Source organism: Burkholderia sp. PAMC 28687, from assembly GCF_001577465.1.
Classification (GTDB): domain Bacteria; phylum Pseudomonadota; class Gammaproteobacteria; order Burkholderiales; family Burkholderiaceae; genus Caballeronia.
This window is the reverse complement of record NZ_CP014505.1, coordinates 1,110,523-1,130,660: the sequence shown is the minus strand read 5'-3', so window position 1 is coordinate 1,130,660 and position 20,138 is coordinate 1,110,523. Positions and strand designations below refer to the sequence as shown.

Annotated in this window: 18 protein-coding genes and 1 pseudogene; 4 read left to right on the top strand and 15 right to left on the bottom strand. The window is 60.0% G+C overall.

Features of this window, described 5'->3' with window-relative positions; translation table 11 throughout:
* The first annotated feature begins 60 nt into the window (after positions 1 to 60).
* A complete protein-coding gene (locus AX768_RS05175) occupies positions 61 to 756 on the top strand; it encodes a glycine zipper 2TM domain-containing protein (RefSeq protein WP_061999059.1) in 696 nt (231 codons plus the stop codon).
* Positions 757 to 840: 84 nt separating this feature from the next.
* Here AX768_RS05175 and iscX read toward each other — a convergent pair whose 3' ends face one another.
* The 10 genes and pseudogenes from iscX to AX768_RS31890 form a co-directional block, all read right to left on the bottom strand.
* Positions 841 to 1,038 carry a Fe-S cluster assembly protein IscX gene (gene iscX, locus AX768_RS05170; protein WP_061999058.1) on the bottom strand — a complete coding sequence of 66 codons (198 nt, stop codon included), beginning with the start codon at positions 1,036 to 1,038 and terminating at the stop codon, positions 841 to 843.
* Positions 1,039 to 1,072: 34 nt separating this feature from the next.
* Positions 1,073 to 1,414: an ISC system 2Fe-2S type ferredoxin gene (gene fdx / locus AX768_RS05165; RefSeq protein WP_061999057.1), complete on the bottom strand. Its 342-nt coding sequence runs from the start codon at positions 1,412 to 1,414 to the stop codon at positions 1,073 to 1,075.
* 30 nt (positions 1,415 to 1,444) lie between these two features.
* Positions 1,445 to 3,312: pseudogene (gene hscA, locus AX768_RS05160) on the bottom strand (Fe-S protein assembly chaperone HscA).
* A gap of 53 nt (positions 3,313 to 3,365) precedes the next feature.
* Complete coding sequence (hscB, locus tag AX768_RS05155; RefSeq protein ID WP_061999056.1) at positions 3,366 to 3,890, bottom strand: Fe-S protein assembly co-chaperone HscB; 525 nt, start codon at positions 3,888 to 3,890, stop codon at positions 3,366 to 3,368.
* 84 nt (positions 3,891 to 3,974) lie between these two features.
* Entirely contained in the window at positions 3,975 to 4,298 is a 324-nt protein-coding gene (gene iscA, locus AX768_RS05150; RefSeq protein ID WP_047896463.1) for an iron-sulfur cluster assembly protein IscA, read from the bottom strand.
* 126 nt (positions 4,299 to 4,424) lie between these two features.
* Positions 4,425 to 4,853, bottom strand: coding sequence for a Fe-S cluster assembly scaffold IscU (gene iscU, locus AX768_RS05145; RefSeq protein WP_061999055.1), 429 nt, complete (start codon positions 4,851 to 4,853; stop codon positions 4,425 to 4,427).
* A gap of 57 nt (positions 4,854 to 4,910) precedes the next feature.
* On the bottom strand, positions 4,911 to 6,134 hold the full coding sequence (locus AX768_RS05140; protein WP_061999054.1) for an IscS subfamily cysteine desulfurase: 1,224 nt from the start codon (positions 6,132 to 6,134) through the stop codon (positions 4,911 to 4,913).
* 77 nt (positions 6,135 to 6,211) lie between these two features.
* Positions 6,212 to 6,739: a Fe-S cluster assembly transcriptional regulator IscR gene (iscR, locus tag AX768_RS05135; RefSeq protein ID WP_061999053.1), complete on the bottom strand. Its 528-nt coding sequence runs from the start codon at positions 6,737 to 6,739 to the stop codon at positions 6,212 to 6,214.
* A gap of 148 nt (positions 6,740 to 6,887) precedes the next feature.
* Positions 6,888 to 7,370, bottom strand: a complete 483-nt coding sequence (locus AX768_RS05130) for a low molecular weight protein-tyrosine-phosphatase (RefSeq protein ID WP_061999052.1) — start codon at positions 7,368 to 7,370, stop codon at positions 6,888 to 6,890.
* A 133-nt stretch (positions 7,371 to 7,503) separates the two neighbouring features.
* Positions 7,504 to 7,722, bottom strand: a complete 219-nt coding sequence (locus AX768_RS31890) for a hypothetical protein (RefSeq protein ID WP_062169747.1) — start codon at positions 7,720 to 7,722, stop codon at positions 7,504 to 7,506.
* A gap of 287 nt (positions 7,723 to 8,009) precedes the next feature.
* Between AX768_RS31890 and AX768_RS05125 the strand changes: the two genes are divergently transcribed.
* A complete protein-coding gene (locus AX768_RS05125; protein ID WP_061999051.1) occupies positions 8,010 to 8,567 on the top strand; it encodes a hypothetical protein in 558 nt (185 codons plus the stop codon).
* 186 nt (positions 8,568 to 8,753) lie between these two features.
* Complete coding sequence (locus AX768_RS05120) at positions 8,754 to 9,551, top strand: IclR family transcriptional regulator (protein WP_062000796.1); 798 nt, start codon at positions 8,754 to 8,756, stop codon at positions 9,549 to 9,551.
* 86 nt (positions 9,552 to 9,637) lie between these two features.
* Here the strand turns inward: AX768_RS05120 and pbpG are convergent, their stop codons facing one another.
* Together pbpG and AX768_RS05110 are read right to left on the bottom strand one after the other, a co-directional pair.
* On the bottom strand, positions 9,638 to 10,846 hold the full coding sequence (pbpG, locus tag AX768_RS05115) for a D-alanyl-D-alanine endopeptidase (protein ID WP_061999050.1): 1,209 nt from the start codon (positions 10,844 to 10,846) through the stop codon (positions 9,638 to 9,640).
* A 495-nt stretch (positions 10,847 to 11,341) separates the two neighbouring features.
* On the bottom strand, positions 11,342 to 12,292 hold the full coding sequence (locus AX768_RS05110; protein WP_061999049.1) for a histone deacetylase family protein: 951 nt from the start codon (positions 12,290 to 12,292) through the stop codon (positions 11,342 to 11,344).
* Positions 12,293 to 12,605: 313 nt separating this feature from the next.
* Between AX768_RS05110 and AX768_RS05105 the strand changes: the two genes are divergently transcribed.
* Positions 12,606 to 13,181: a phasin family protein gene (locus tag AX768_RS05105; protein WP_061999048.1), complete on the top strand. Its 576-nt coding sequence runs from the start codon at positions 12,606 to 12,608 to the stop codon at positions 13,179 to 13,181.
* A 185-nt stretch (positions 13,182 to 13,366) separates the two neighbouring features.
* On the opposite strand, the gene lpdA is transcribed toward AX768_RS05105, so the two are convergent.
* The 3 genes from lpdA to aceE all read right to left on the bottom strand — a co-directional run bounded on the left by lpdA (position 13,367) and on the right by aceE (position 20,118).
* A complete protein-coding gene (gene lpdA / locus AX768_RS05100) occupies positions 13,367 to 15,484 on the bottom strand; it encodes a dihydrolipoyl dehydrogenase (protein ID WP_082778753.1) in 2,118 nt (705 codons plus the stop codon).
* A 165-nt stretch (positions 15,485 to 15,649) separates the two neighbouring features.
* Complete coding sequence (gene aceF, locus AX768_RS05095; RefSeq protein ID WP_061999047.1) at positions 15,650 to 17,317, bottom strand: dihydrolipoyllysine-residue acetyltransferase; 1,668 nt, start codon at positions 17,315 to 17,317, stop codon at positions 15,650 to 15,652.
* 101 nt (positions 17,318 to 17,418) lie between these two features.
* Positions 17,419 to 20,118 (bottom strand): pyruvate dehydrogenase (acetyl-transferring), homodimeric type, encoded by a 2,700-nt coding sequence (gene aceE, locus AX768_RS05090; protein WP_061999046.1) that lies wholly within the window; start codon positions 20,116 to 20,118, stop codon positions 17,419 to 17,421.
* Positions 20,119 to 20,138 lie beyond the last annotated feature (20 nt).

Below are 20,138 nucleotides of genomic sequence, written 5' to 3'. Positions count from 1 at the left end.
GCAAACTAATCACCAGACACCCAGCAACATCGCACTCTGCCTTGAGACGGAGGTTCAAAAATGGATAACAGCAACAACAACATGACCACCCCAAATTCACCCAATCGCAAGATTCACCCACTGGTGGCTACCGCCGCGGGTGCGGTCATCATTGCGAGTCTCGCGGCTACGGCCGCCGTCACTGGACTCTTTCCGAAGGCGTCCAGCACGTCGCCTGTGAACGACCAGACGCAAGCAGCACAGGTCGCGACACAACCCGTGGCGCCGACAGCGGCTCAAGCACAGGCGCAGCAGCAAGCCGCTCAACAGCAAGCGGCGCAGCAGCAACAAGCAGCGCAGGAACAGCAGGCCCGCCAAGTGGCTCAACAGCAACCCGCGCAGCAGCCGAACTATGCGCAGCAGCAACCAGTGCAAGCTGCGTACTGCTCTACTTGCGGCACGGTTGAAGGCATCTCGGCGGTGAAGCGCGAAGGTCACGGCACGGGTATCGGTGCAGTTGGCGGCGCGGTTGCGGGTGGTCTGATCGGTAACCAGTTTGGTCGCGGAGGTGGCCGTACCGGCATGACGATTCTCGGCGCTTTAGGCGGCGGCCTTGGCGGTAACGCGGTGGAAAAACATCTGCGCAGCGAGACCGATTATTCGGTGCGCGTGCACATGGAAAACGGCAAGACGCGTTATTTCACGTATCGTGAGCCGCCGCCATTCAGCCAGGGCCAACGCGTGCGCATCGAGAACGGTACGCTGGCTGCGGGCTGATATCGGTTGGATGGTTGAACTGGATAACAAAACGGCGACTCCTCGCGGAGTCGCCGTTTTGTTTTGTCTTGGCCGACGCCAGATTCAGTAATCCGCGTCTTCAATCCATGCCGCCTGGATCGCCTCGAGAATCCTCTCGTTGGATTTCTCAGGATCGTCGTCGAAGCCTGCCAATTCCGTCACCCAGCGATGCAAATCCGTAAATCGCACGAACTGCGGATCGACGTTCTGATGCGCGTCGGTCAGTGCCATCGCGATGTCCTGCGTGTCTGTCCACTTCATGGCAAGCGCTCCTGTCTCAAGGTCCCTGATAGTTTCAGTGATTCTCTTTAGCGTGATTGATGGTGTAGCGCGGAATCTCGACCACGAGATCCTCGTCGGCGGGTGCCATCGCCTGACATGATAACCGCGACGTCGGCTCGAGTCCCCATGCCTTGTCGAGCAAATCGTCCTCGTCTTCTTCCGATGGAACCAGCGCGTTGAATCCTTCGCGGATGATCACGTGACACGTCGTGCAGGCGCATGACTTCTCGCACGCGTGCTCGATCTCGATGCCGTTATCCAGCAAGTTGTCGCAAATACTCTTCGATAAGTCCGCGTCGATCACCGCGCCATCCGGGCACAACTCGACGTGGGGCAAAACTACGATCTGGGGCATGACTTCTTTCCGTTCTATGTCGTTATGGGCTCAGACTTCGTCGAGCCGGCGGCCGGCGAGTGCGCGGCGAATACTTTTGTTCATGCGGCGGGCGGCGAACTCGTCGGTGGCGGCGGCCAGTTCCTTGGTCGCGGCTTCGATGGCGTCCGTGCTGTCGCCCGTCGTGACCGTTGCCAGCTGGCCGATCAACATTTCGATATTCGCGCGCTCGGCGTCGTCCAGCAGTTCGCTGTCCGCGCCCAACGCCGCTTGCGATGCTTCTACCAGACGCCGTGCGTCGACTTGCGCTTCGCGCAGCGCGCGGGCGCGCATATCGACTTCGGCGGTGGTGAAGCTCTCTTCCAGCATGCGGGCAACGTCGTCATCGGCAAGACCGTAGGACGGTTTCACGACCACCGATGCCTCCACGCCCGACAATTGTTCGCGCGCAAACACCGACAGCAAACCGTCCGCGTCCACCTGATACGTCACGCGAATGCGCGCAGCGCCGGCGGCCATGGGCGGAATGCCGCGCAGCTCGAAACGCGCGAGCGACCGGCAGTCGGAAACGAGCTCGCGTTCGCCCTGCACCACGTGAATGGCCATTGCGGTCTGGCCGTCCTTGAAGGTCGTGAAGTCCTGCGCGCGCGCGCGACCGGAATGGTCGAATTGCGCGGGATGATTTTTTCCGTCAGGCCGCCCATGGTTTCGACACCGAGCGACAGCGGAATTACGTCCAGCAACAGCCAGTCATCGCCCTCGCCGCTTCGATTGCCCGCGAGCATGTCGGCCTGGATCGCAGCGCCGAGCGCCACGACCTGATCGGGATCGAGATTGGTCAATGGCGGCTGGCCGAAATATTCTTCGACCGCGCGCCGAATCACCGGCATACGTGTCGCGCCGCCAACCAGCACGACGCCCTTGATCTCGGACGCCGAGATCTTCGCATCGCGCAACGCCTTGCGGGTCGGCGTCAGCGTGCGTGCAACCAGCGTTTCAGTCAGCGCGGCAAAGTCGGTTTCGGTGATTGTCAGATCGATTTTCTGACCATCGGAGAACGCGGCTTGGATGCGCGCTTCCGGCGCATCCGACAACGCTTCCTTGGCCGTACGCACATGATCGAGCAACAGCCGCACGTCCTCAGGCGTTGCCGGCTTCACCTTCGCTTTTGCGAGCACGTGCCGATAAACCATGGCATCGAAATCATCCCCTCCCAGCGCTGAATCGCCGCCTGCCGCGAGCACTTCGAAGACGCCTTTGGTGAGCTTGAGAATCGACAGGTCGAAGGTTCCGCCGCCGAGGTCGTACACGGCGTATAACCCTTCCGATGCGTTGTCCAGCCCATAAGCAATCGCGGCCGCAGTCGGTTCGTTCAGCAAACGCAGCACGTTCAGGCCGGCGAGTTTCGCGGCGTCTTTCGTGGCTTGACGCTGGGCTTCATCGAAATAAGCCGGAACGGTGATCACCGCACCGACCAGATCGTCGCCAAGCGAATCTTCCGCGCGATAACGCAACGTCGCCAGGATTTCCGCCGATACTTCCACCGGGCTCTTCACACCATCGATAGTACGAATCTGCACCATGCCTGGCGCATCGACAAAATCGTAGGGCGCGTTCTCGGCGCCTTCCACTTCACTCTTGCCGCGGCCCATGAAACGCTTGACCGAAACAATCGTGTTGCGCGGATCAAGCGCCGCTTCTTCCTTCGCAACACGACCGATACGCCGGCCGCCCTTCTCCAGATACCGAACCACCGACGGCAGCAGGTAATGGCCGTCCTCGTCGGGCAGCACTTCAGCTACGCTGTTGCGCATGGCGGCCACGAGCGAATTCGTCGTACCGAGATCGATGCCCACGGCAATGCGCCGCTGATGCGGCGCCGGAGCCATGCCGGGTTCTGAAATTTGCAGTAAAGCCATCGTTGCTCTATTGGGGGTTGGTGACGCCTGTAGTGTCGTCTGGTGGTCTGAAATCAGTCGAGCTTTTCGATCTGGTTGCCAATCTCGCTCGCCACACGTTCGATAAACATCAACTGGCGGACGGCTTCACTTGCCGCCTGATCGGCGTGACTGTCGATCAAAGCCGCCAGCTTTTCGAAGCGAATGCGTTCCTGGTCGCGCATTTCCTCGAGCAGGGACTCGAGCGCGCCCACGTTCTTCGCCCCCGCCGCGTCCTCGATATTTTCGCGCCATTCCATTTGCTGCATCAGGAAGGCCGGTTCCATCGCCGTGTTGTTCTCGGCGTCGGCATGCACACCGCGCAGCGAGAGCATGTACGTGGCCCGCTTGAGCGGGTCGCGCAGCGTCTGGTACGCCTCGTTCGCGCGCGTGGCCCACTGCATCGCAACGCGCTTTTGCGCATCGCCCGCGGCTGCAAACCGGTCGGGATGAACCTGCGCCTGCACCGTTCGATACGCTTCGTCCAGCTTCGCGGAATCGATGGCGTAAGTCGGCGGGAGATCGAACAGGTCGAAGTGACTGTCGTTGAGCGTGGCCATGGGAGGAGGATAGATGGACTTAAAAAGCAGTGACGCTAAAGAAAAAGGCGGCACGCGCCGCCTCTTTGCTGTTCTTCCACAATGCTATACGCGAAAAGATTCGCCGCAGCCGCACTCGTCTTTCACATTCGGGTTGTTGAACTTGAAACCTTCGTTCAGCCCTTCGCGCGCGAAATCCAGTTCGGTGCCGTCGATATAAGCGAGGCTCTTCGGATCGACAATGATCTTCACGCCCGCCGACTCGAACACCTGATCTTCCGGCGCGAGTTCGTCCACGTACTCGAGCTTGTAAGCGAGGCCCGAACAGCCGGTCGTGCGCACGCCAAGACGCAGCCCTACGCCCTTGCCGCGTCGAACCAGATACTTCTGCACGTGCTGTGCTGCCTTGTCCGTCAACGTGATTGCCATAGTCTCTCTTCAGCAGTTGCTTGAATCCGGATGGTTGCTCCCGGTCGCATGCTGCAGCCTTGCTTTGAATCCAAAACCCGAGCGCCGGATCTCTCTTGCAGACCCAGGCGCCCCTCCCTGAATTGCTTACGCTGCGTGCTGCTTCGCTTCAACCGGAGCCGCTTCTGCAACGCCCGCACCATGACGTTGCTTGTAGTCTGCAACGGCGGCCTTGATTGCGTCTTCGGCGAGAATCGAACAGTGAATCTTGACCGGCGGTAAAGCCAGTTCTTCAGCAATATGGGTGTTCTTGATCGTCAGCGCCTGGTCCAGGGTCTTGCCCTTGACCCATTCGGTCACGAGCGAGCTGGAGGCAATCGCCGAGCCGCAGCCATACGTCTTGAACTTCGCATCTTCGATCACACCGTCCGCGCCCACGCGGATCTGCAGCTTCATCACGTCGCCGCACGCGGGCGCGCCGACCATGCCGGTGCCGACCGTGTCGTCGTCCTTGCCGAACGAACCGACGTTGCGCGGGTTTTCGTAATGGTCCAGAACCTTGTCGCTATAAGCCATGATTCAAACTCCTTGAATTCGTATGCGTGTGCGTTCAACCGGGGCGCAAAGTGCTGCTTAGTGCGCGGCCCACTGGATCGACGAGATGTCGATGCCATCCTTATGCATTTCCCAAAGCGGCGACAAATCGCGCAGCTTCTGAATCTTGCCCTTCAACAGATTGATCACGTAGTCGACGTCCTGCTCGGTCGTAAAGCGGCCAACCGTGAAGCGGATCGAGCTGTGCGCGAGTTCGTCGTTGCGGCCAAGCGCGCGCAGCACGTATGACGGTTCCAGCGAAGCCGATGTGCAAGCCGACCCGGAAGACACCGCCACATCCTTGACCGCCATGATCAGCGACTCGCCTTCAACGAAGTTGAAGCTGATGTTGAGGTTATGCGGCACACGGGTTGCCATGTCGCCGTTCACATAAACCTCTTCCATCTCCGAAAGACCCCTCAACAGGCGGTCGCGCAACATGCGCACGCGCTCGTTTTCGGTCGCCATTTCTTCACGCGCGATGCGGAAAGCCTCGCCCATGCCAACGATCTGGTGCGTCGCCAGCGTACCTGACCGCATGCCGCGCTCGTGACCGCCGCCATGCATTTGCGCTTCAATACGGATGCGCGGCTTGCGACGCACGAACAACGCGCCGATACCCTTCGGGCCATACGTCTTGTGCGCCGAGAACGACATCAGGTCGACCTTCAGTTTTTGCAGATCGATCTCGATCTTGCCGGTGGCTTGCGCTGCATCGACATGCAACACGATGCCCTTCGCACGCGTGATCTCGCCGATGGCGGCAATATCCTGGATCACGCCGATTTCATTGTTCACGTTCATCACGGACACGAGGATGGTGTCCGGGCGGATCGCCGCCTGGAACACGTCCAGATCCAGCAAACCGTCGTCCTTCACATCCAGGTACGTGACTTCAAAACCTTCGCGCTCGAGCTCGCGGCAGGTATCGAGCACGGCCTTGTGCTCGGTCTTCACCGTGATGATGTGCTTGCCCTTGCTCTTGTAGAAATGCGCAGCGCCCTTGATGGCGAGGTTGTCCGACTCCGTTGCGCCCGACGTCCAGATGATTTCCCGCGGATCGCAATTGACCAGCTTCGCGACGTTCTCGCGCGCTTCTTCGACTGCCCGTTCCGCATCCCAGCCGTACTGATGGCTACGCGATGCCGGATTGCCGAACTGCTCACGCAGATACGGAATCATCTTGTCCACCACGCGCGGGTCGACCGGGGTCGTTGCGCTGTAATCCATGTAAATGGGCAGATGGGGAATGTCGTTGTTCATCAGTTGCTCCGGGAATTGACTCAATTGGCTTTTCTAGGCGAGACAGCCGCGTCAGCTTGACGGACGCGCGGCAGCCATCAGCCGGCCAGGTTGAAAACGGAATTCGGTCCTTTTGGCGCCACGCGGGCAGGCTCCACGGTCGCCGTATCGGCACGGCGATCGCGCAATACCGCCGGCGAACCATCGCGCGCACGCTGCTGGTCGACCAGGTCTTTCAGCGAGACGGAGTCGAGATACTCGACCATCTTCTGATTGAGCGTGGACCAGAGTTCGTGGGTCATGCAATGGCCGTCGTGCTGCTTCGTGCCTTCGCACGCGCCTTTGCCACCGCACTGCGTGGCATCGATAGGTTCGTCCACCGCAATGATGATGTCCGCGACCGTGACGTTTTCAGCACGGCGAGCGAGATTGTATCCGCCACCCGGACCCCGCACCGACTCCACGATTTCGTGGCGGCGCAGCTTGCCGAACAACTGTTCAAGGTAAGAGAGCGATATGTGCTGGCGCTGGCTGATTCCGGCCAACGTCACCGGGCCCTGCTCCTGGCGCAATGCCAAGTCGATCATCGCCGTGACGGCGAAACGGCCTTTCGTGGTGAGTCTCATAATTTGTGGCTACCGGGGGCTACTGCTAATACTCGATGATTTTGCTCAAGTATAAATAGCCTACGGATTTAGTCAAGTATCTCAGGTTCATTTATTAGGAATTTGCTGAGACGTTTCGCGGGCCGAAACCCGCTCGGCTGCCATGCGCCTAGGACACCAGCTGGGTGCGCAGCGCTTTCAGCAGGCCTTCGCAAGCGTCCTCGCACTGGTCGAGCACCTGCTCGAAACCTTCATCGCCCCCAAAATAAGGATCGACGACAACGCGGCTGTCATCGCGCGTGGCGAATTCCATGAGCAAACGGATCTTGTCGCGGTATTCCGGTGGGCAGAGTTTTGCGAGCGCGGCAGCGTTGGCATCGTCCATTGCGATCAGGAGGTCGAACCGCGCGAAATCTGTTTCGCCGACTTGCCGGCCACGCAGCAAGGACAGGTCATAACCACGGGTTCTGGCCGCGCGCTGGGCGCGATCATCCGGCGGCTGGCCGATATGCCAATCACCCGTGCCCGCAGAATCCACGACGATCCGGTCCGAGAGTCTTGCCTTCCCCACTTGATGAAGCATCACCGCTTCGGCGCTGGGCGAACGGCAAATGTTGCCAAGGCACACAAAGCAGATGGCGATCGTGTTCATCGGGTTCCGGATATCGTTGACTTGAGGCGTCGATAAAGTACCGCCTGCCGTCTCGCATCCCCTCAAGGCGAGCGCACGCGAACGGTCCCGAATTATACAAAGGACGTCGCTTTTGCGCCCGAACGACGCTTGTTCAAAACGTCTGTGTGACCGACGGCGATGTTGCCGGTGCGGCGCTGTCCGAATCTACAAGACCCAGCGAAATGGCACGCGCAAACTCCGCGCTGACTGTAGCGGCGCTTTGCGGGTGTGCTGCCGCTCCCACCATGGGGTGGATTGCGTGGCAATAACCCGCAAGAGCGAGCGGTACAAGCATGGCAACAGGCCAGTAGGTCGATATTGTCTTTTTCATTTCTAACCCCTTTCTCGTGTCCCGTGGGCTGACGGGCCCACTGCAGAACAGTTGAATTGTAAGGGTTAGTCCTGATCCGATAAATGCGTTAAGGCACAAAGCATTGTTGCAGTTGTGTCAACAGCGCATGTTCAATCGGCGTTGTAATGCGGCGCAAGCCGCGTCCCAAGTGGGTCTCGACCTTTATGCGCGCGTTACCAGCGAGATAAAACTTTACAAGTTTCTTGCGACAACCCTTCGTCAATGCTGTCAGATACGGTAATCAACCACTGTTTGCAATATCAAATATGAAACTCGCTGCCGCAGGACTCATCCTCGTTTCGTCCGCGCTCGTCGCGGGCTGCGCCGTTTATCCCGACGGCACGCCCGCCTATGCGGGTGGCGGTTACTCGTCTTATCCTGCGTACCCTGGCGGCTACGATCCCGGCTACTATGGCGCGCCGGTTGTTCAGTCAGGCGTGGTGATCGGCGGGGGCTATTACGGCGGCGGTCCCGGCCCGCGATGGGACGATGGACCCGGATACCGGCGCCCGCCGCCTGGAGGCTGGGGCGACCGGGGTGATCGTGGCGGATACCGCGGCGGCGATCGCGGCGGTGACAGAGGCGATCGCGGCGGTCATGGCGGACAGCAAGCAGGCGGAGGCGGTCCTCAAAGCGGCGCCCCTGGCGGTCACGGCGGACAACAAGCCGGAGGCGGCGGTCCGCAAGGCGGCCGCCCGCCGCAAGCCGGTGGCCCTGGCGCAGCGCCACAACCGCAACCGCAGCAACAGCAAGCGCGCACGCCGTACGTTGGCCGTTCGAACTGGGGGAAACCTTCGCCGCAGACTTCAGAACGCAATCACTGACGTCTCGCTTTCTTATCACACAAAAAACCGTCCTCGATCCACATGAGATCCCGGACGGTTTTTTCTGTTTTGCGGTTACCGTTGGCCCACAACCCGAGCGTGACTGCGTTCGACCGCCTTTCGCTCTTTTCACAATACGAGATACAATCACAATTCCGCTGTTTGACGTATCAACTGATTTTCTCCATGAGCGATACGAGCCCGGAATCCAGAACGTCCATTCAGGTGATCGAGCGCATGATGCGCCTGCTCGATGCGCTTGCCGCGCACACCGATCCCGTCAGTCTCAAAGAACTCTCGCAGAGCACGTCGCTGCATCCTTCGACCGCGCACCGCATCCTGAACGACATGGTGACTTGCCGGCTGGTTGACCGTTCCGATCCAGGCACTTACCGGCTCGGCATGCGTCTGCTTGAACTCGGCAATCTGGTGAAGGCGCGGCTGTCGGTTCGGGAAGCCGCCATGCCGCCCATGCGCGAACTGCATCGCGAAACCGGGCAGACCGTGAACCTGTCGGTGCGTCAGGGCGACGAAATCGTCTATATAGAACGGGCTTATTCGGAGCGTTCGGGCATGCAGGTCGTGCGTGCCATTGGCGGACGCGCGCCCTTGCATCTGACATCGGTGGGGAAACTCTTTCTCGCGGCCGACGAATCCGCCCGAGTCCGCGCCTACGCTACGCGCACCGGCCTCTCCGGCCACACGCAAAACAGCATTACGGATCTCGCCAAGCTGGAGCGCGAATTGTCGTTCGTACGCAGCCAGGCATGCGCGCGGGATAACGAGGAACTTGAACTCGGCGTGCGCTGTATCGCGGCAGGAATCTACGACGATACCGGCCGGCTCGTCGCGGGTTTATCGCTGTCCGCGCCGGCAGACCGGCTGCAGGATTCTTGGCTGAACCAGTTGAGCGGGACCGCGCTCGAGATTTCGCGTTCGCTGGGGTACCGGCCGGAACCAAGCGCCGATTCCCAGCAGCGCTAGACACGCCGTCTGTTCGGGCCAGGTATGCAAAAGCCGGTTTATCTTTCGATAAACCGGCTTTTTTACGCTTCTGGCGTCCTCGCAGATCAGGTACCACCGCCACCGGCATCGGCGCTGGTGATTTGCGGTTCTCCAGCGGTTTCGAGGAAACCGCGCAGACGCCCGGCATCGGCAAAACGTGAATATTTGCCCGACGAATCCAGCAGTACCATCACGACCGGACGGCCGTGGATAGTCGTCTGCATCACGAGGCACTCACCCGCCTCGTTGATGAAGCCGGTTTTTTGCAAGCCGATGTCCCAGCTCGGATTGCGAATCAAGGCATTCGTGCTGTTGTAAGCCAGATTGCGCTTGCCGGTGAATACGTCGTAGCTGCGATCGGTCGAGAACTTCCGGATCAGCGGATATTGATACGCCGCGTTGACCATCTTCACGAGATCGCGTGCGCTCGACACGTTCAGGCTCGTCAATCCGGTCGAATTTTCGAAGTGCGTGTCGGTCATGCCTAGCATCCGCGCCTTCGCATTCATCGCAGCGATGAAACCCGGCCGGCCATTCGGGTAATAACGCGACAACGCTGCGGCGGCCCGATTCTCCGATGCCATCAGCGCAATATGCAGCATGTCTTCGCGATTCAATTCAGAACCGACGGACAAGCGCGAGCCGGTGTATTTCTCGTAGTCGCGGTCTTCGTCGGTGACGTCGATTTCTTCCGTCAGCGGCGCTTTCGAATCGAGCACGACCATGGCGGTCATCAGCTTCGTGATGGAGGCGATGGGCACGACGGCGCGCGAGTTTTTATCGAAGAGAGTTTCGGACGTGTTCTGGTCGACCACGTATGCGACGCTCGAACGCAGCGCAAGGCTATCTGGCGTTTCATGCAAACCAAACGCCTGTCCGACGGTCGGCGGGCGTGGCTGATACGCAACCGAACGCACGGCGGCACGACGGCCATGTGCATCCATCCGGTAGCTCACCCGATGCCGGCGGGTACCGCGCGCAGCGGGCACTGCATCGTCATCGGCGGGAGCAGCAGCAGCGACTTTAGCCGTCTTTGCGCCTTTGGGCGCACGCGCGCCGACCTTCGACAGCTTGGCGGACTTTGCTTGCGGCGCGGCAGCAGCGGCCGGCTTGGTGGATTTTTTTGCGGTTTTTGATGTTGGGGTCTTGGCTAAAGCGTCGACCGGTGCGGCTGCGAAAGACGTCGCGAGCGCCACCGACACGGCAACCGACAGCGCAGTGCGGACTGCAACGCCGTGGATCACCCTGAGCGACGAAAACATTTCGGTTTTCATTAGTGTTCTGTTCTGGACCGGCGAGAGAGTGTCGCCAGTGTAGTAAAGCTTCGAAAAATTAGCAATATTAAGCACTTATGGGCAGTACTTAAACTGGATTGTAAGAGACGATCCTTGGAGCCGGACACGTTTCAGGGCCTAATCGTAAGAAAACATGACAATCAGCACAATCGTTTTGATCATCATAAGTAATTGCAGAGCTTTGGCTATCAACGAACTAACGGCAATAGTTCGTGAAACTTAAGGCACTTTTTGAGGCAGCTTGGAGGGCGTCCGCGAAAAACATGCGTGCTACCTTAAAAGCGAAATTTCGCCAAAAGCGAGTGAATCAACAGAAGTGAGTGTTCAGGTAATCCGTAACTGCGAGTAAAGCGACCGGCGGTTCGACCAAGTTCGCGAGTTTTTGTTCATACAAACTATGACGATTTTCAGCCCACTTCGAATGTTAACGTTGGTTTAACAATTTTGGTGTACACCGTTTCAAACCTTTTCAAATCAACCGTCCCCGCCGGTAAGCCCGGCATGCTCTGCCCTACTCAAACCAGCCGCGACCGCGGCGAGCTGGATGGTTTGCAGATGCACATCGACAGTCACGTCGATGTCGCGGCCATAACCGCCCGCCATCGTAATCGCAACCGGCAAGCCGCGCTTGGCCGCCATAGCGAACACCAATGAGTCGCGCCGGGCGAATCCATCGATTGACAGCGCCAGCCGTCCCAGGCGATCACCCGCGTGGGGATCGGCGCCCGCCAGATAGATAAGCATTGCCGGCTGAACGCGATCGAACATCGTCGCCAGTGCTTTTTCCAGCGCTTCCATATAGTTGGCGTCGTCGCAGCCATCGGGCAGCGCGACATCGAGATCACTCGTCTCCTTGCTGAACGGATAATTCGACTCGCCATGCAAGGACAGCGTGAAGACGCTTGGATCGTCCTGGAAGATAGCCGCCGTGCCGTTGCCTTGGTGCACGTCCAGATCGACGATCGCAACTTGCAGCATGTCCTCGCCCCGCTTGAGCGCCTCGGACTGCATGACGCGGGCCGCGACGGCTGCGTCGTTGAAGACACAGAATCCCGCGCCGCGAGACGCGTACGAATGATGCGTGCCTCCAGCCAGATTCGCGGCAAATCCGTCCCGCAGCGCCGCGCGACATGCCGCGATGGTCGCACCCACCGACCGCCGCGACCGTTCGACCATTTCGGGCGACCATGGAAAACCGATTTCCCGCTGCTCTTGCGCACTCAGCAAACCCGTCGCAACCCGAGCGACGAAATCCGCGGCATGCACGCGCTCGAGATCCGAATCAGACGCGATGGGCGCCTCGTCCAGTTCGACATCCGGCAACTCGGCTTCGACGCGTTCGCGCAACATCCGGTACTTCTGCATCGGAAAGCGATGACCGGATGGCAAGGGCAGCACGAAGCGGTCGCTGTAATAAGCCTTCATTGAAACGGAATTCCAATTTGTCGACGCGTGATCCTAGCATCGGAATCGTTTGCGCCCGTCGCCCCAAACTGGTGCCTTCCATCTCGAAATATGGTTCCATAGAACAACTTAGCTTACGTAAGCCGTTGTTTAATAACATTTCATCCCATGCTGCGACGCACAAAAAGACGCTTGACATCTTTAGGAATATGCCTAGAATGGTTCCATGTTGCGACGCACCAATAGCTGTTTCGCCTCATACGGCTGCCGGAGATCCGGCGCCGCCAAAACCCACGACCCGCGCTGATGATGGGTCGACTTTCAGGAGCGTGACATGACCCTTTTGACCCCGGAACAAATCGCCGCTGCAAACAAAGCCCAATTCGACATGCTGTTCGGTCTGACGAACAAGGCATTCGAAGGTATGGAAAAGCTGCTTGAGCTGAACCTGCAAGTCGTAAAGTCGACGCTGGCTGAAAGCCAGGAAAACACGCAGCGCGTGTTGTCGGTGAAGGACGCGCAAGAACTGCTCGCACTGCAAGCCAGCCTGGCTCAGCCGGTTGCCGAAAAGGCGCTGTCGTATGGCCGCCACCTGTATGAGATCGCATCGTCCACGCAAGCTGAATTCGCACGCGTTGCCGAAGCCCAGTACGAAGACCAGAACCGCAAGGTGCAGGCACTTGTCGACAACGTTGCCAAGAACGCACCAGCAGGTTCGGAAACGGCTGTCGCCGTGATGAAGTCGGCCATTACCGCCGCCAACACCACGTACGAAACCATTCACAAGGCAAGCAAGCAAGCCGTTGAAATCGCGGAAAGTAACTTCAACGCAGCCGCTACAGCCGCCACGAAGGCTGCATCGCAGGCAACCGCTCAAGCTTCGCGCGCTGCCGTAAAGAAGCCTGCTTAAGCGATGTAGTTCGAGCATTTGCATCCGAAAAGATTCGCGTAAATGCTTGAAAGTCGCGTAGCAAAAAGAACCGCTCCAGTTCACGCTCGAGCGGTTTTTTTACGCTCTTCGGGAAGTGTGGCAAGACAGGAAAAAGCGGCGCGTTCTTCGCAGAACGCGCCGCTTTTGCATTCGACTGCCGGCCGTTACTTCTTGCGCTGCGGCGGCAGGTCGGTACACACGCCTTCGTACAACTCGGCGGCCATTCCAATCGATTCACCGAGCGTCGGGTGCGGATGGATCGTCTTGCCGATATCCTCCGCGTCCGCGCCCATTTCGATCGCCAGGCACACCTCGCTGATCAGGTCGCCCGCGCTCGTTCCCACGATCCCGCCGCCGATGATCCGGTGCGTCTCTTCGTCGAAGATGAGCTTGGTGAACCCTTCGTCGCGGCCATTGGCAATCGCCCGCCCCGATGCAGCCCACGGGAACACTGCCTTGCCATACTTGATGCCTTCGGCCTTGCACTGATCCTCGGTCTTGCCGGCCCATGCCACTTCGGGATCGGTGTAGGCGACGGACGGAATCTGTAACGCATCGAAGTACGCCTTCTCGCCATGCGCGGCTTCGGCTGCAACGTGGCCTTCATGCACCGCCTTGTGCGCGAGCATCGGCTGACCGACCAGATCGCCGATGGCAAAAATGTGCTCGACGTTCGTGCGCAACTGCTTGTCGACGTTGATGAAACCGCGATCCGTCACCGCCACGCCCGCCTTGTCCGCGCCGATCTTGCCGCCGTTCGGGCTGCGGCCTACAGCCACGAGCACCAGGTCATAGCGCTGTGCATCGGCGGGAGCTTTTTCGCCTTCGAAGCTCACGTAGATGCCGTCTTCCCGGGCTTCCGCCTTCGTGGTCTTCGTCTTGAGCATGACGTTCGCGAAGCGCTTGGCGTTGAACTTCTCCCACACCTTCACCAGGTCGCGATCGGCGCCGGCCATCAGGCCATCGAGCATTTCGACCACATCGATCTGCGCACCGAGCGCCGCGTACACCGTCGCCATTTCCAGGCCGATGATGCCGCCGCCGATCACCAGCATGCGCTTCGGAATCTGGCGCAATTCGAGTGCACCGGTCGAGTCGACAACGCGCGGGTCTTCCGGCATGAACGGCAGCTTCACGGCTTGCGAACCGGCCGCGATGATCGCCTTCTTGAACTGCACGACCTTCTTGCCGCCCTCGCCTTCGATCTCCATGTGGTTCGGGCCGACGAACTTGCCGACGCCCGTCACCACTTGGACCTTGCGCGCCTTCGCCATTCCGGCGAGCCCACCGGTCAGTTTCTTGACCACGCCCGACTTGAAGTCGCGCAGCTTGTCGAGGTCGATAGTCGGTTCACCGAACGAGATGCCATGGTGCGCGAGCGCCTTGGCTTCTTCGGTAATCGATGCAGCGTGAAGCAACGCCTTCGACGGAATGCAGCCGACGTTCAGGCAGACGCCGCCAAGCGTTGCATAGCGTTCGACGATGACCGTGTTCATACCCAGGTCCGCCGCGCGAAACGCTGCCGAATACCCACCGGGACCCGCGCCCAGCACGAGCATGTCGCACTCGATATCAGCGGAACCGGAGAACGATGCGGCCTTCGGCGCGGGCGCAGCGCTTGCCTTTTCGGCGGGCTGCGGCGCGGCGGGCTGCGGCTTTTCCTCGACCTGGCTTACGCCACCGCCCTGACCTTCGAGCGTCAGGATCAGCGAGCCTTCGGAGACGTTGTCGCCGATCTTGACCTTCACTTCCTTGACCGTTCCCGCTGCGGGCGACGGCACGTCCATGGTGGCTTTATCGGATTCCAGCGTGACGAGCGACTGCTCTTTCTCGACCGTATCGCCGGCCTTCACGTGGATTTCAATGACCGGGATGTCCGTGAAATCGCCGATGTCCGGTACCTTCACGTCCTGCGATCCGCCGCCTGCGGGTTTTTGTTCGGCAGGCCTGGACGCAGCGGCTTCTTTCGGCGCAGGCGCCGGCGCTGCCGCTTCGGCCTTGGCCGGCGCAGCGGGTTGTTCCGCCGGCTTTTCGCTGCCCGCATCCGCCGTTTCCACGGTCGCGATCACGGTGCCTTGCGAGACTTTGTCGCCGGCTTTGACTTTGACTTCCTTGACCGTACCGAAGAGATCGCTCGGCACTTCGATGGAAGCCTTGTCGGATTCGAGAGTCAGGACGCCTTGTTCTTTTTCGATGGCATCGCCGGCTTTGATATTGACTTCGATGACGTCGACGTCTTTGAAATCGCCGATATCGGGTACTTTAAGTTCGGTGAGACTCATGGTGTCCCCTAAATGAGAAGCGGGCAGAACCTGCGAAAGCGTTCAAGCGAAAGCGATCGGTTCTGCCGTCGGCAGACTTGCCTGTCTTTGCCTTGATGCCATGCAAAGCGAGTTCGACGAGATGGCTGGCGGACCACTGCGAAGCGGGCCGCCAGGCGCAAAAAATCAGAGACTCACCCGGCGGAAATCCGCCAGCACAGCAGAAAGATAGGCATTGAACCGCGCGGCCTCGGCGCCGTCGATCACCCGATGGTCGTAAGACAGCGACAAAGGCAGAATCAGCCGCGGCACGAACGCCTTGCCGTCCCAGACCGGCTTCATCGCGCCGCGCGACAATCCGAGAATGGCCACTTCAGGTGCGTTGATGATCGGCGTGAAATGCGTTCCGCCAATCCCGCCGAGCGACGAGATCGAGAAACATCCGCCTTGCATCTGATCCGGCTTCAGCTTGCCTTCGCGTGCTGCCTTCGAGAGATCGGCCATTTCGCGGGCGACATCGACAAGACCCTTCTTGTCGGCGTCGCGAATCACCGGGACCATCAAGCCGTTCGGGGTATCGGCGGCGAAACCGATGTTGTAATACTGCTTGAAGACGAGGTTGTCGCCGTCGAGGCTCGCATTGAACGTCGGGAATTTCTTGAGCGCAGCAACGACCGCCTTGATCACGAACGCGAGCATGGTGAACTTCACGCCGGCCTTTTCGTTTTCCTTGTTCAATGTCACGCGCAACGCTTCGAGGTCGGTGATGTCCGCTTCGTCGTTGTTGGTGACGTGCGGGATCATGACCCAGTTGCGATGCAGGTTCGCGCCCGAAATCTTTTTGATGCGCGAGAGCGGCTTTGGATCGACCGGACCGAACTTGGTGAAATCGACCTTCGGCCACGGCAGCAGGTTCAGCTCGCCGCCGCCTGCCGGCGCTGCTGCAGCCGCAGCCGGCGCCTTGCCCTGACCCGTCATCACACCCTTCACGAACGCGGTGACGTCCGCCTGCGTGATGCGGCTCTTCGGACCGGTGCCCGAAACGTTCGATACATCCACGCCGAGTTCACGCGCGAACTTGCGCACGGAAGGCGATGCATGGCTCGACGTGCGCGCACCGCCTTCGCCAGCGGGAATTGCCGGAGCGAGCGCAAGTGCGGACGGCGCGTCTTTCTGAGCCGGAGCGGCTTGAGCGGGCGCAGCCGCCTTGGGTGCTTCCTGCTTCGGCGCTTCGTCTTTCGGCGCGGCAGGTGCAGCGGCGGGTGCCGATGAGCCAGCCCCGCCTTCCAGCACGACGATCAATGTCCCTTCGGACACGTTGTCGCCAACCTTGACCTTGAGTTCCTTGACCGTGCCCGCTGCGGGCGACGGCACGTCCATGGTGGCCTTATCGGATTCGAGCGTGACGAGCGATTGCTCTTTCTCGACCTTGTCGCCGATCTTCACGTTCACTTCGATAACCGGAATATCCTTGAAGTCGCCAATATCCGGCACCTTCACTTCAACCGATCCGCCGCCCGAGGATGCCGCTGGCGCAGCGGTTTCCGCGGTCTTTTCCTTGGCCGGTTCAGCCGGCTTTTCAGCAGCCTTGGGAGCAGCAGGAGCGGCCGCCTCGCCACCTTCCAGCACGACGATCAACGTTCCTTCAGAAACGTTGTCGCCAACCTTGACCTTCACTTCCTTCACGACGCCGGCTGCCGAACTCGGCACGTCCATGGTCGCTTTATCGGATTCGAGCGTGACGAGCGATTGCTCTTTCTCAACCGTATCGCCCGCTTTCACCAGTACCTCGATCACCGGAATATCCGTGTAATCGCCGATATCCGGCACCTTGATTTCGATCGCTTGACTCATTGTTTATTGTCTCCTGGGTCGCGACGCGAAAATCGCCCTGGCACGAGGCTGACAGCCAGGGCCAAGGCGACTTCACGCAGCAACACTCGGGGGCCGATACGTTAAACCGTCATCGGGTTGGGTTTGGCGGGGTCGAGCTCGTACTTCTTGATCGCCTCGGCGACGACCTTGCGGTCGATCGTGCCTTCGTCGGCCAACGCGTTGAGCGCGGCGACGGTGACCCAGTAGCGGTCGACTTCGAAGAAGTGGCGCAGCTTTTCACGTGTGTCCGAACGGCCATAACCGTCCGTGCCGAGCACGACAAACTTGTTCGGCACGAAGCCGCGGATCTGGTCGACCAGCGCACGCACATAATCGGTCGATGCAATCACCGGACCCTTCGCGTCCTTCAGCAGCTTGGTCACGTGCGAGACCCGACGCTCTTCGGTCGGATGCAGCAGGTTCCAGCGCTCGACGTCCATGCCGTCGCGTGCGAGCTCGGTAAAGCTCGGAACGCTCCAGAGGTCGGCAGCGACATTCCAGTCGTTCTTCAGCAGGTCAGCGGCGGCGATCACTTCGTTGAAGATCGTGCCTGCGCCCATCAGTTGAACGCGCGGTGCCTTTGCGTCGGCATCCGACTTGCGGAACGCGTACATGCCCTTGACGATATCGGCCGCAACCGAATCGCTTTGCGGGATCGCCGGGTGCTCGTAGTTCTCGTTCATGACCGTGACGTAGTAGTACACGTCTTCCTGCTCGGCCACCATGCGACGCAGGCCGTCCTGCATGATCACCGCGAGTTCGTAACCGAAGGTCGGGTCGTAGCTCACGCAGTTCGGGACGGACGCTGCCCACATCAGCGAGTGGCCGTCTTCGTGCTGCAGGCCTTCGCCGTTCAACGTCGTGCGTCCCGCCGTACCACCCAGCAGGAAGCCGCGCGAACGCATGTCGCCCGCCGCCCATGCCAGGTCGCCGATGCGCTGGAAGCCGAACATGGAATAGAAGATGTAGAACGGGATCATGATCTCGTTATGCGTGGAGTACGACGTCGCCGCCGCAATCCAGTCACACATCCCGCCGGCTTCGTTGATCCCTTCCTGCAGGATCTGGCCGGTTTCCGATTCACGATAGAACATCAACTGATCCGAATCTTCCGGCACATACTTCTGGCCGTCCTGATTCCAGATACCGATCTGGCGGAACAGCCCTTCCATGCCGAAGGTACGCGATTCATCCGGCACGATCGGAACGATCCGTTTGCCGAGCGCCTTGTCCTTCAACAGGATGTTGAGGATCCGCACGAACGCCATGGTCGTGGAGATCTCGCGGCCCGGACCCGTGCCCTTCAGCACCGGTTCGAACACCGACAGATCCGGCACCGGCAGCGACTCGGCCTTCTGACGGCGGGCCGGCAGGTAACCACCGAGTTCCTGGCGGCGAGCGCGCATGTACTCGAGTTCCTTCGAACCTTCTTCGAACGTCAGGTACGGCACGTCGGCGATCTGGTCGTCGGGAATCGGCAGCTTGAACTGGTCGCGGAATTTCTTCAGCTGATCCGTGTGCAGCTTCTTCTGCTGGTGCGTGATGTTCATGGCCTGACCGGCTTCGCCCATGCCATAACCCTTGATGGTCTTGGCGAGGATGACAGTCGGCTGGCCCTTCGTCTTCGATGCTTCGGCGTACGCCGCGTAGATCTTGTGCGGATCGTGACCGCCGCGATTCAGGTTCCAGATGTCTTCGTCGGACCACTCTGCAACCATCGCCTTGAGTTCCGGCGTGTTGAAGAAATGCTCGCGCACATATGCGCCCGATTCCGACTTGTACGTTTGATATTCGCCGTCGACCACTTCCATCATCCGGCGCATCAATGCACCGGTTTTATCGCGTGCGAAGAGCGAGTCCCAGCGGCTGCCCCACACCACCTTGATCACGTTCCAGCCGGCGCCGCGGAACTCGCTTTCGAGTTCCTGAATGATCTTGCCGTTGCCGCGCACGGGACCGTCGAGGCGCTGCAAGTTGCAGTTGATCACGAAGACGAGATTGTCCAGGCGCTCGCGACCGGCCATGCCGATTGCGCCGAGCGATTCCGGTTCGTCCGTTTCGCCGTCGCCGAGGAACGCCCAGACCTTGCGGTTGCCCGCCTTGGCGATACCGCGCGCATCGATGTACTTCATGAAGCGCGCTTGATAGATCGCCATGATCGGGCCGAGGCCCATCGATACGGTCGGGAATTGCCAGAAGTCCGGCATCAGCCACGGATGCGGATAAGACGAAATGCCCTCGCCGCCCACTTCCTGGCGGAAGTTGTCGAGCTGGCTCTGCTTCAGGCGGCCGAGCAGGAACGCGCGGGCATACACGCCCGGCGATGAGTGGCCTTGCACGAACACCAGGTCGCCGCCATGTTCGGGCGACGGCGCGTGCCAAAAGTGGTTGAAACCGACGTCATACAGCGTCGCCGCAGACGCGAACGAAGCGATATGACCGCCCACGTTCGTGTCCTTGCCGGCGCGCAGCACCATGGCAATCGCGTTCCAGCGGGTGTACGAGCGGATCTTGTGTTCGATGTCCTGGTCGCCAGGAATCTTCGATTGGGCGGCAACGGGGATGGTATTGATGTACGGCGTGTTCGCCGAGAACGGCAGATGTTCGCCGTGCACGCGTGCGAATTCGATCTGCTTTTCGATCAGGTAATGTGCGCGATCCGGGCCTTCCGCCGAGATAACGCCGTCGAGGGCTTCGAGCCACTCTGCGGTTTCCTGGGGATCTTCGTCATCCTTGGCGTTGGCGACATATTTCATCACTTCGTCGGGTACAGCGGACATGCTCGTCTCCTGATTTGAGG

What these genes read in the sequence shown, in the direction of transcription:
- iscU (WP_061999055.1), bottom strand. Translation starts at nt 4,853, where the DNA reads ATGGCTTATAGCGACAAGGTTCTGGACCATTACGAAAACCCGCGCAAC.
- aceF (WP_061999047.1), bottom strand. Translation starts at nt 17,317, where the DNA reads ATGAGTCAAGCGATCGAAATCAAGGTGCCGGATATCGGCGATTACACG.
- fdx (WP_061999057.1), bottom strand. Translation starts at nt 1,414, where the DNA reads ATGCCCCAGATCGTAGTTTTGCCCCACGTCGAGTTGTGCCCGGATGGC.
- pbpG (WP_061999050.1), bottom strand. Translation starts at nt 10,846, where the DNA reads ATGAAAACCGAAATGTTTTCGTCGCTCAGGGTGATCCACGGCGTTGCA.
- aceE (WP_061999046.1), bottom strand. Translation starts at nt 20,118, where the DNA reads ATGTCCGCTGTACCCGACGAAGTGATGAAATATGTCGCCAACGCCAAG.
- hscB (WP_061999056.1), bottom strand. Translation starts at nt 3,890, where the DNA reads ATGGCCACGCTCAACGACAGTCACTTCGACCTGTTCGATCTCCCGCCG.
- AX768_RS05140 (WP_061999054.1), bottom strand. Translation starts at nt 6,134, where the DNA reads ATGAACAACGACATTCCCCATCTGCCCATTTACATGGATTACAGCGCA.
- iscA (WP_047896463.1), bottom strand. Translation starts at nt 4,298, where the DNA reads ATGGCAATCACGTTGACGGACAAGGCAGCACAGCACGTGCAGAAGTAT.
- AX768_RS05175 (WP_061999059.1), top strand. Translation starts at nt 61, where the DNA reads ATGGATAACAGCAACAACAACATGACCACCCCAAATTCACCCAATCGC.
- AX768_RS05110 (WP_061999049.1), bottom strand. Translation starts at nt 12,292, where the DNA reads ATGAAGGCTTATTACAGCGACCGCTTCGTGCTGCCCTTGCCATCCGGT.
- iscX (WP_061999058.1), bottom strand. Translation starts at nt 1,038, where the DNA reads ATGAAGTGGACAGACACGCAGGACATCGCGATGGCACTGACCGACGCG.
- AX768_RS05130 (WP_061999052.1), bottom strand. Translation starts at nt 7,370, where the DNA reads ATGAACACGATCGCCATCTGCTTTGTGTGCCTTGGCAACATTTGCCGT.
- lpdA (WP_082778753.1), bottom strand. Translation starts at nt 15,484, where the DNA reads ATGAGTCTCACCGAACTTAAAGTACCCGATATCGGCGATTTCAAAGAC.
- iscR (WP_061999053.1), bottom strand. Translation starts at nt 6,739, where the DNA reads ATGAGACTCACCACGAAAGGCCGTTTCGCCGTCACGGCGATGATCGAC.
- AX768_RS31890 (WP_062169747.1), bottom strand. Translation starts at nt 7,722, where the DNA reads ATGAAAAAGACAATATCGACCTACTGGCCTGTTGCCATGCTTGTACCG.
- AX768_RS05105 (WP_061999048.1), top strand. Translation starts at nt 12,606, where the DNA reads ATGACCCTTTTGACCCCGGAACAAATCGCCGCTGCAAACAAAGCCCAA.
- AX768_RS05120 (WP_062000796.1), top strand. Translation starts at nt 8,754, where the DNA reads ATGAGCGATACGAGCCCGGAATCCAGAACGTCCATTCAGGTGATCGAG.
- AX768_RS05125 (WP_061999051.1), top strand. Translation starts at nt 8,010, where the DNA reads ATGAAACTCGCTGCCGCAGGACTCATCCTCGTTTCGTCCGCGCTCGTC.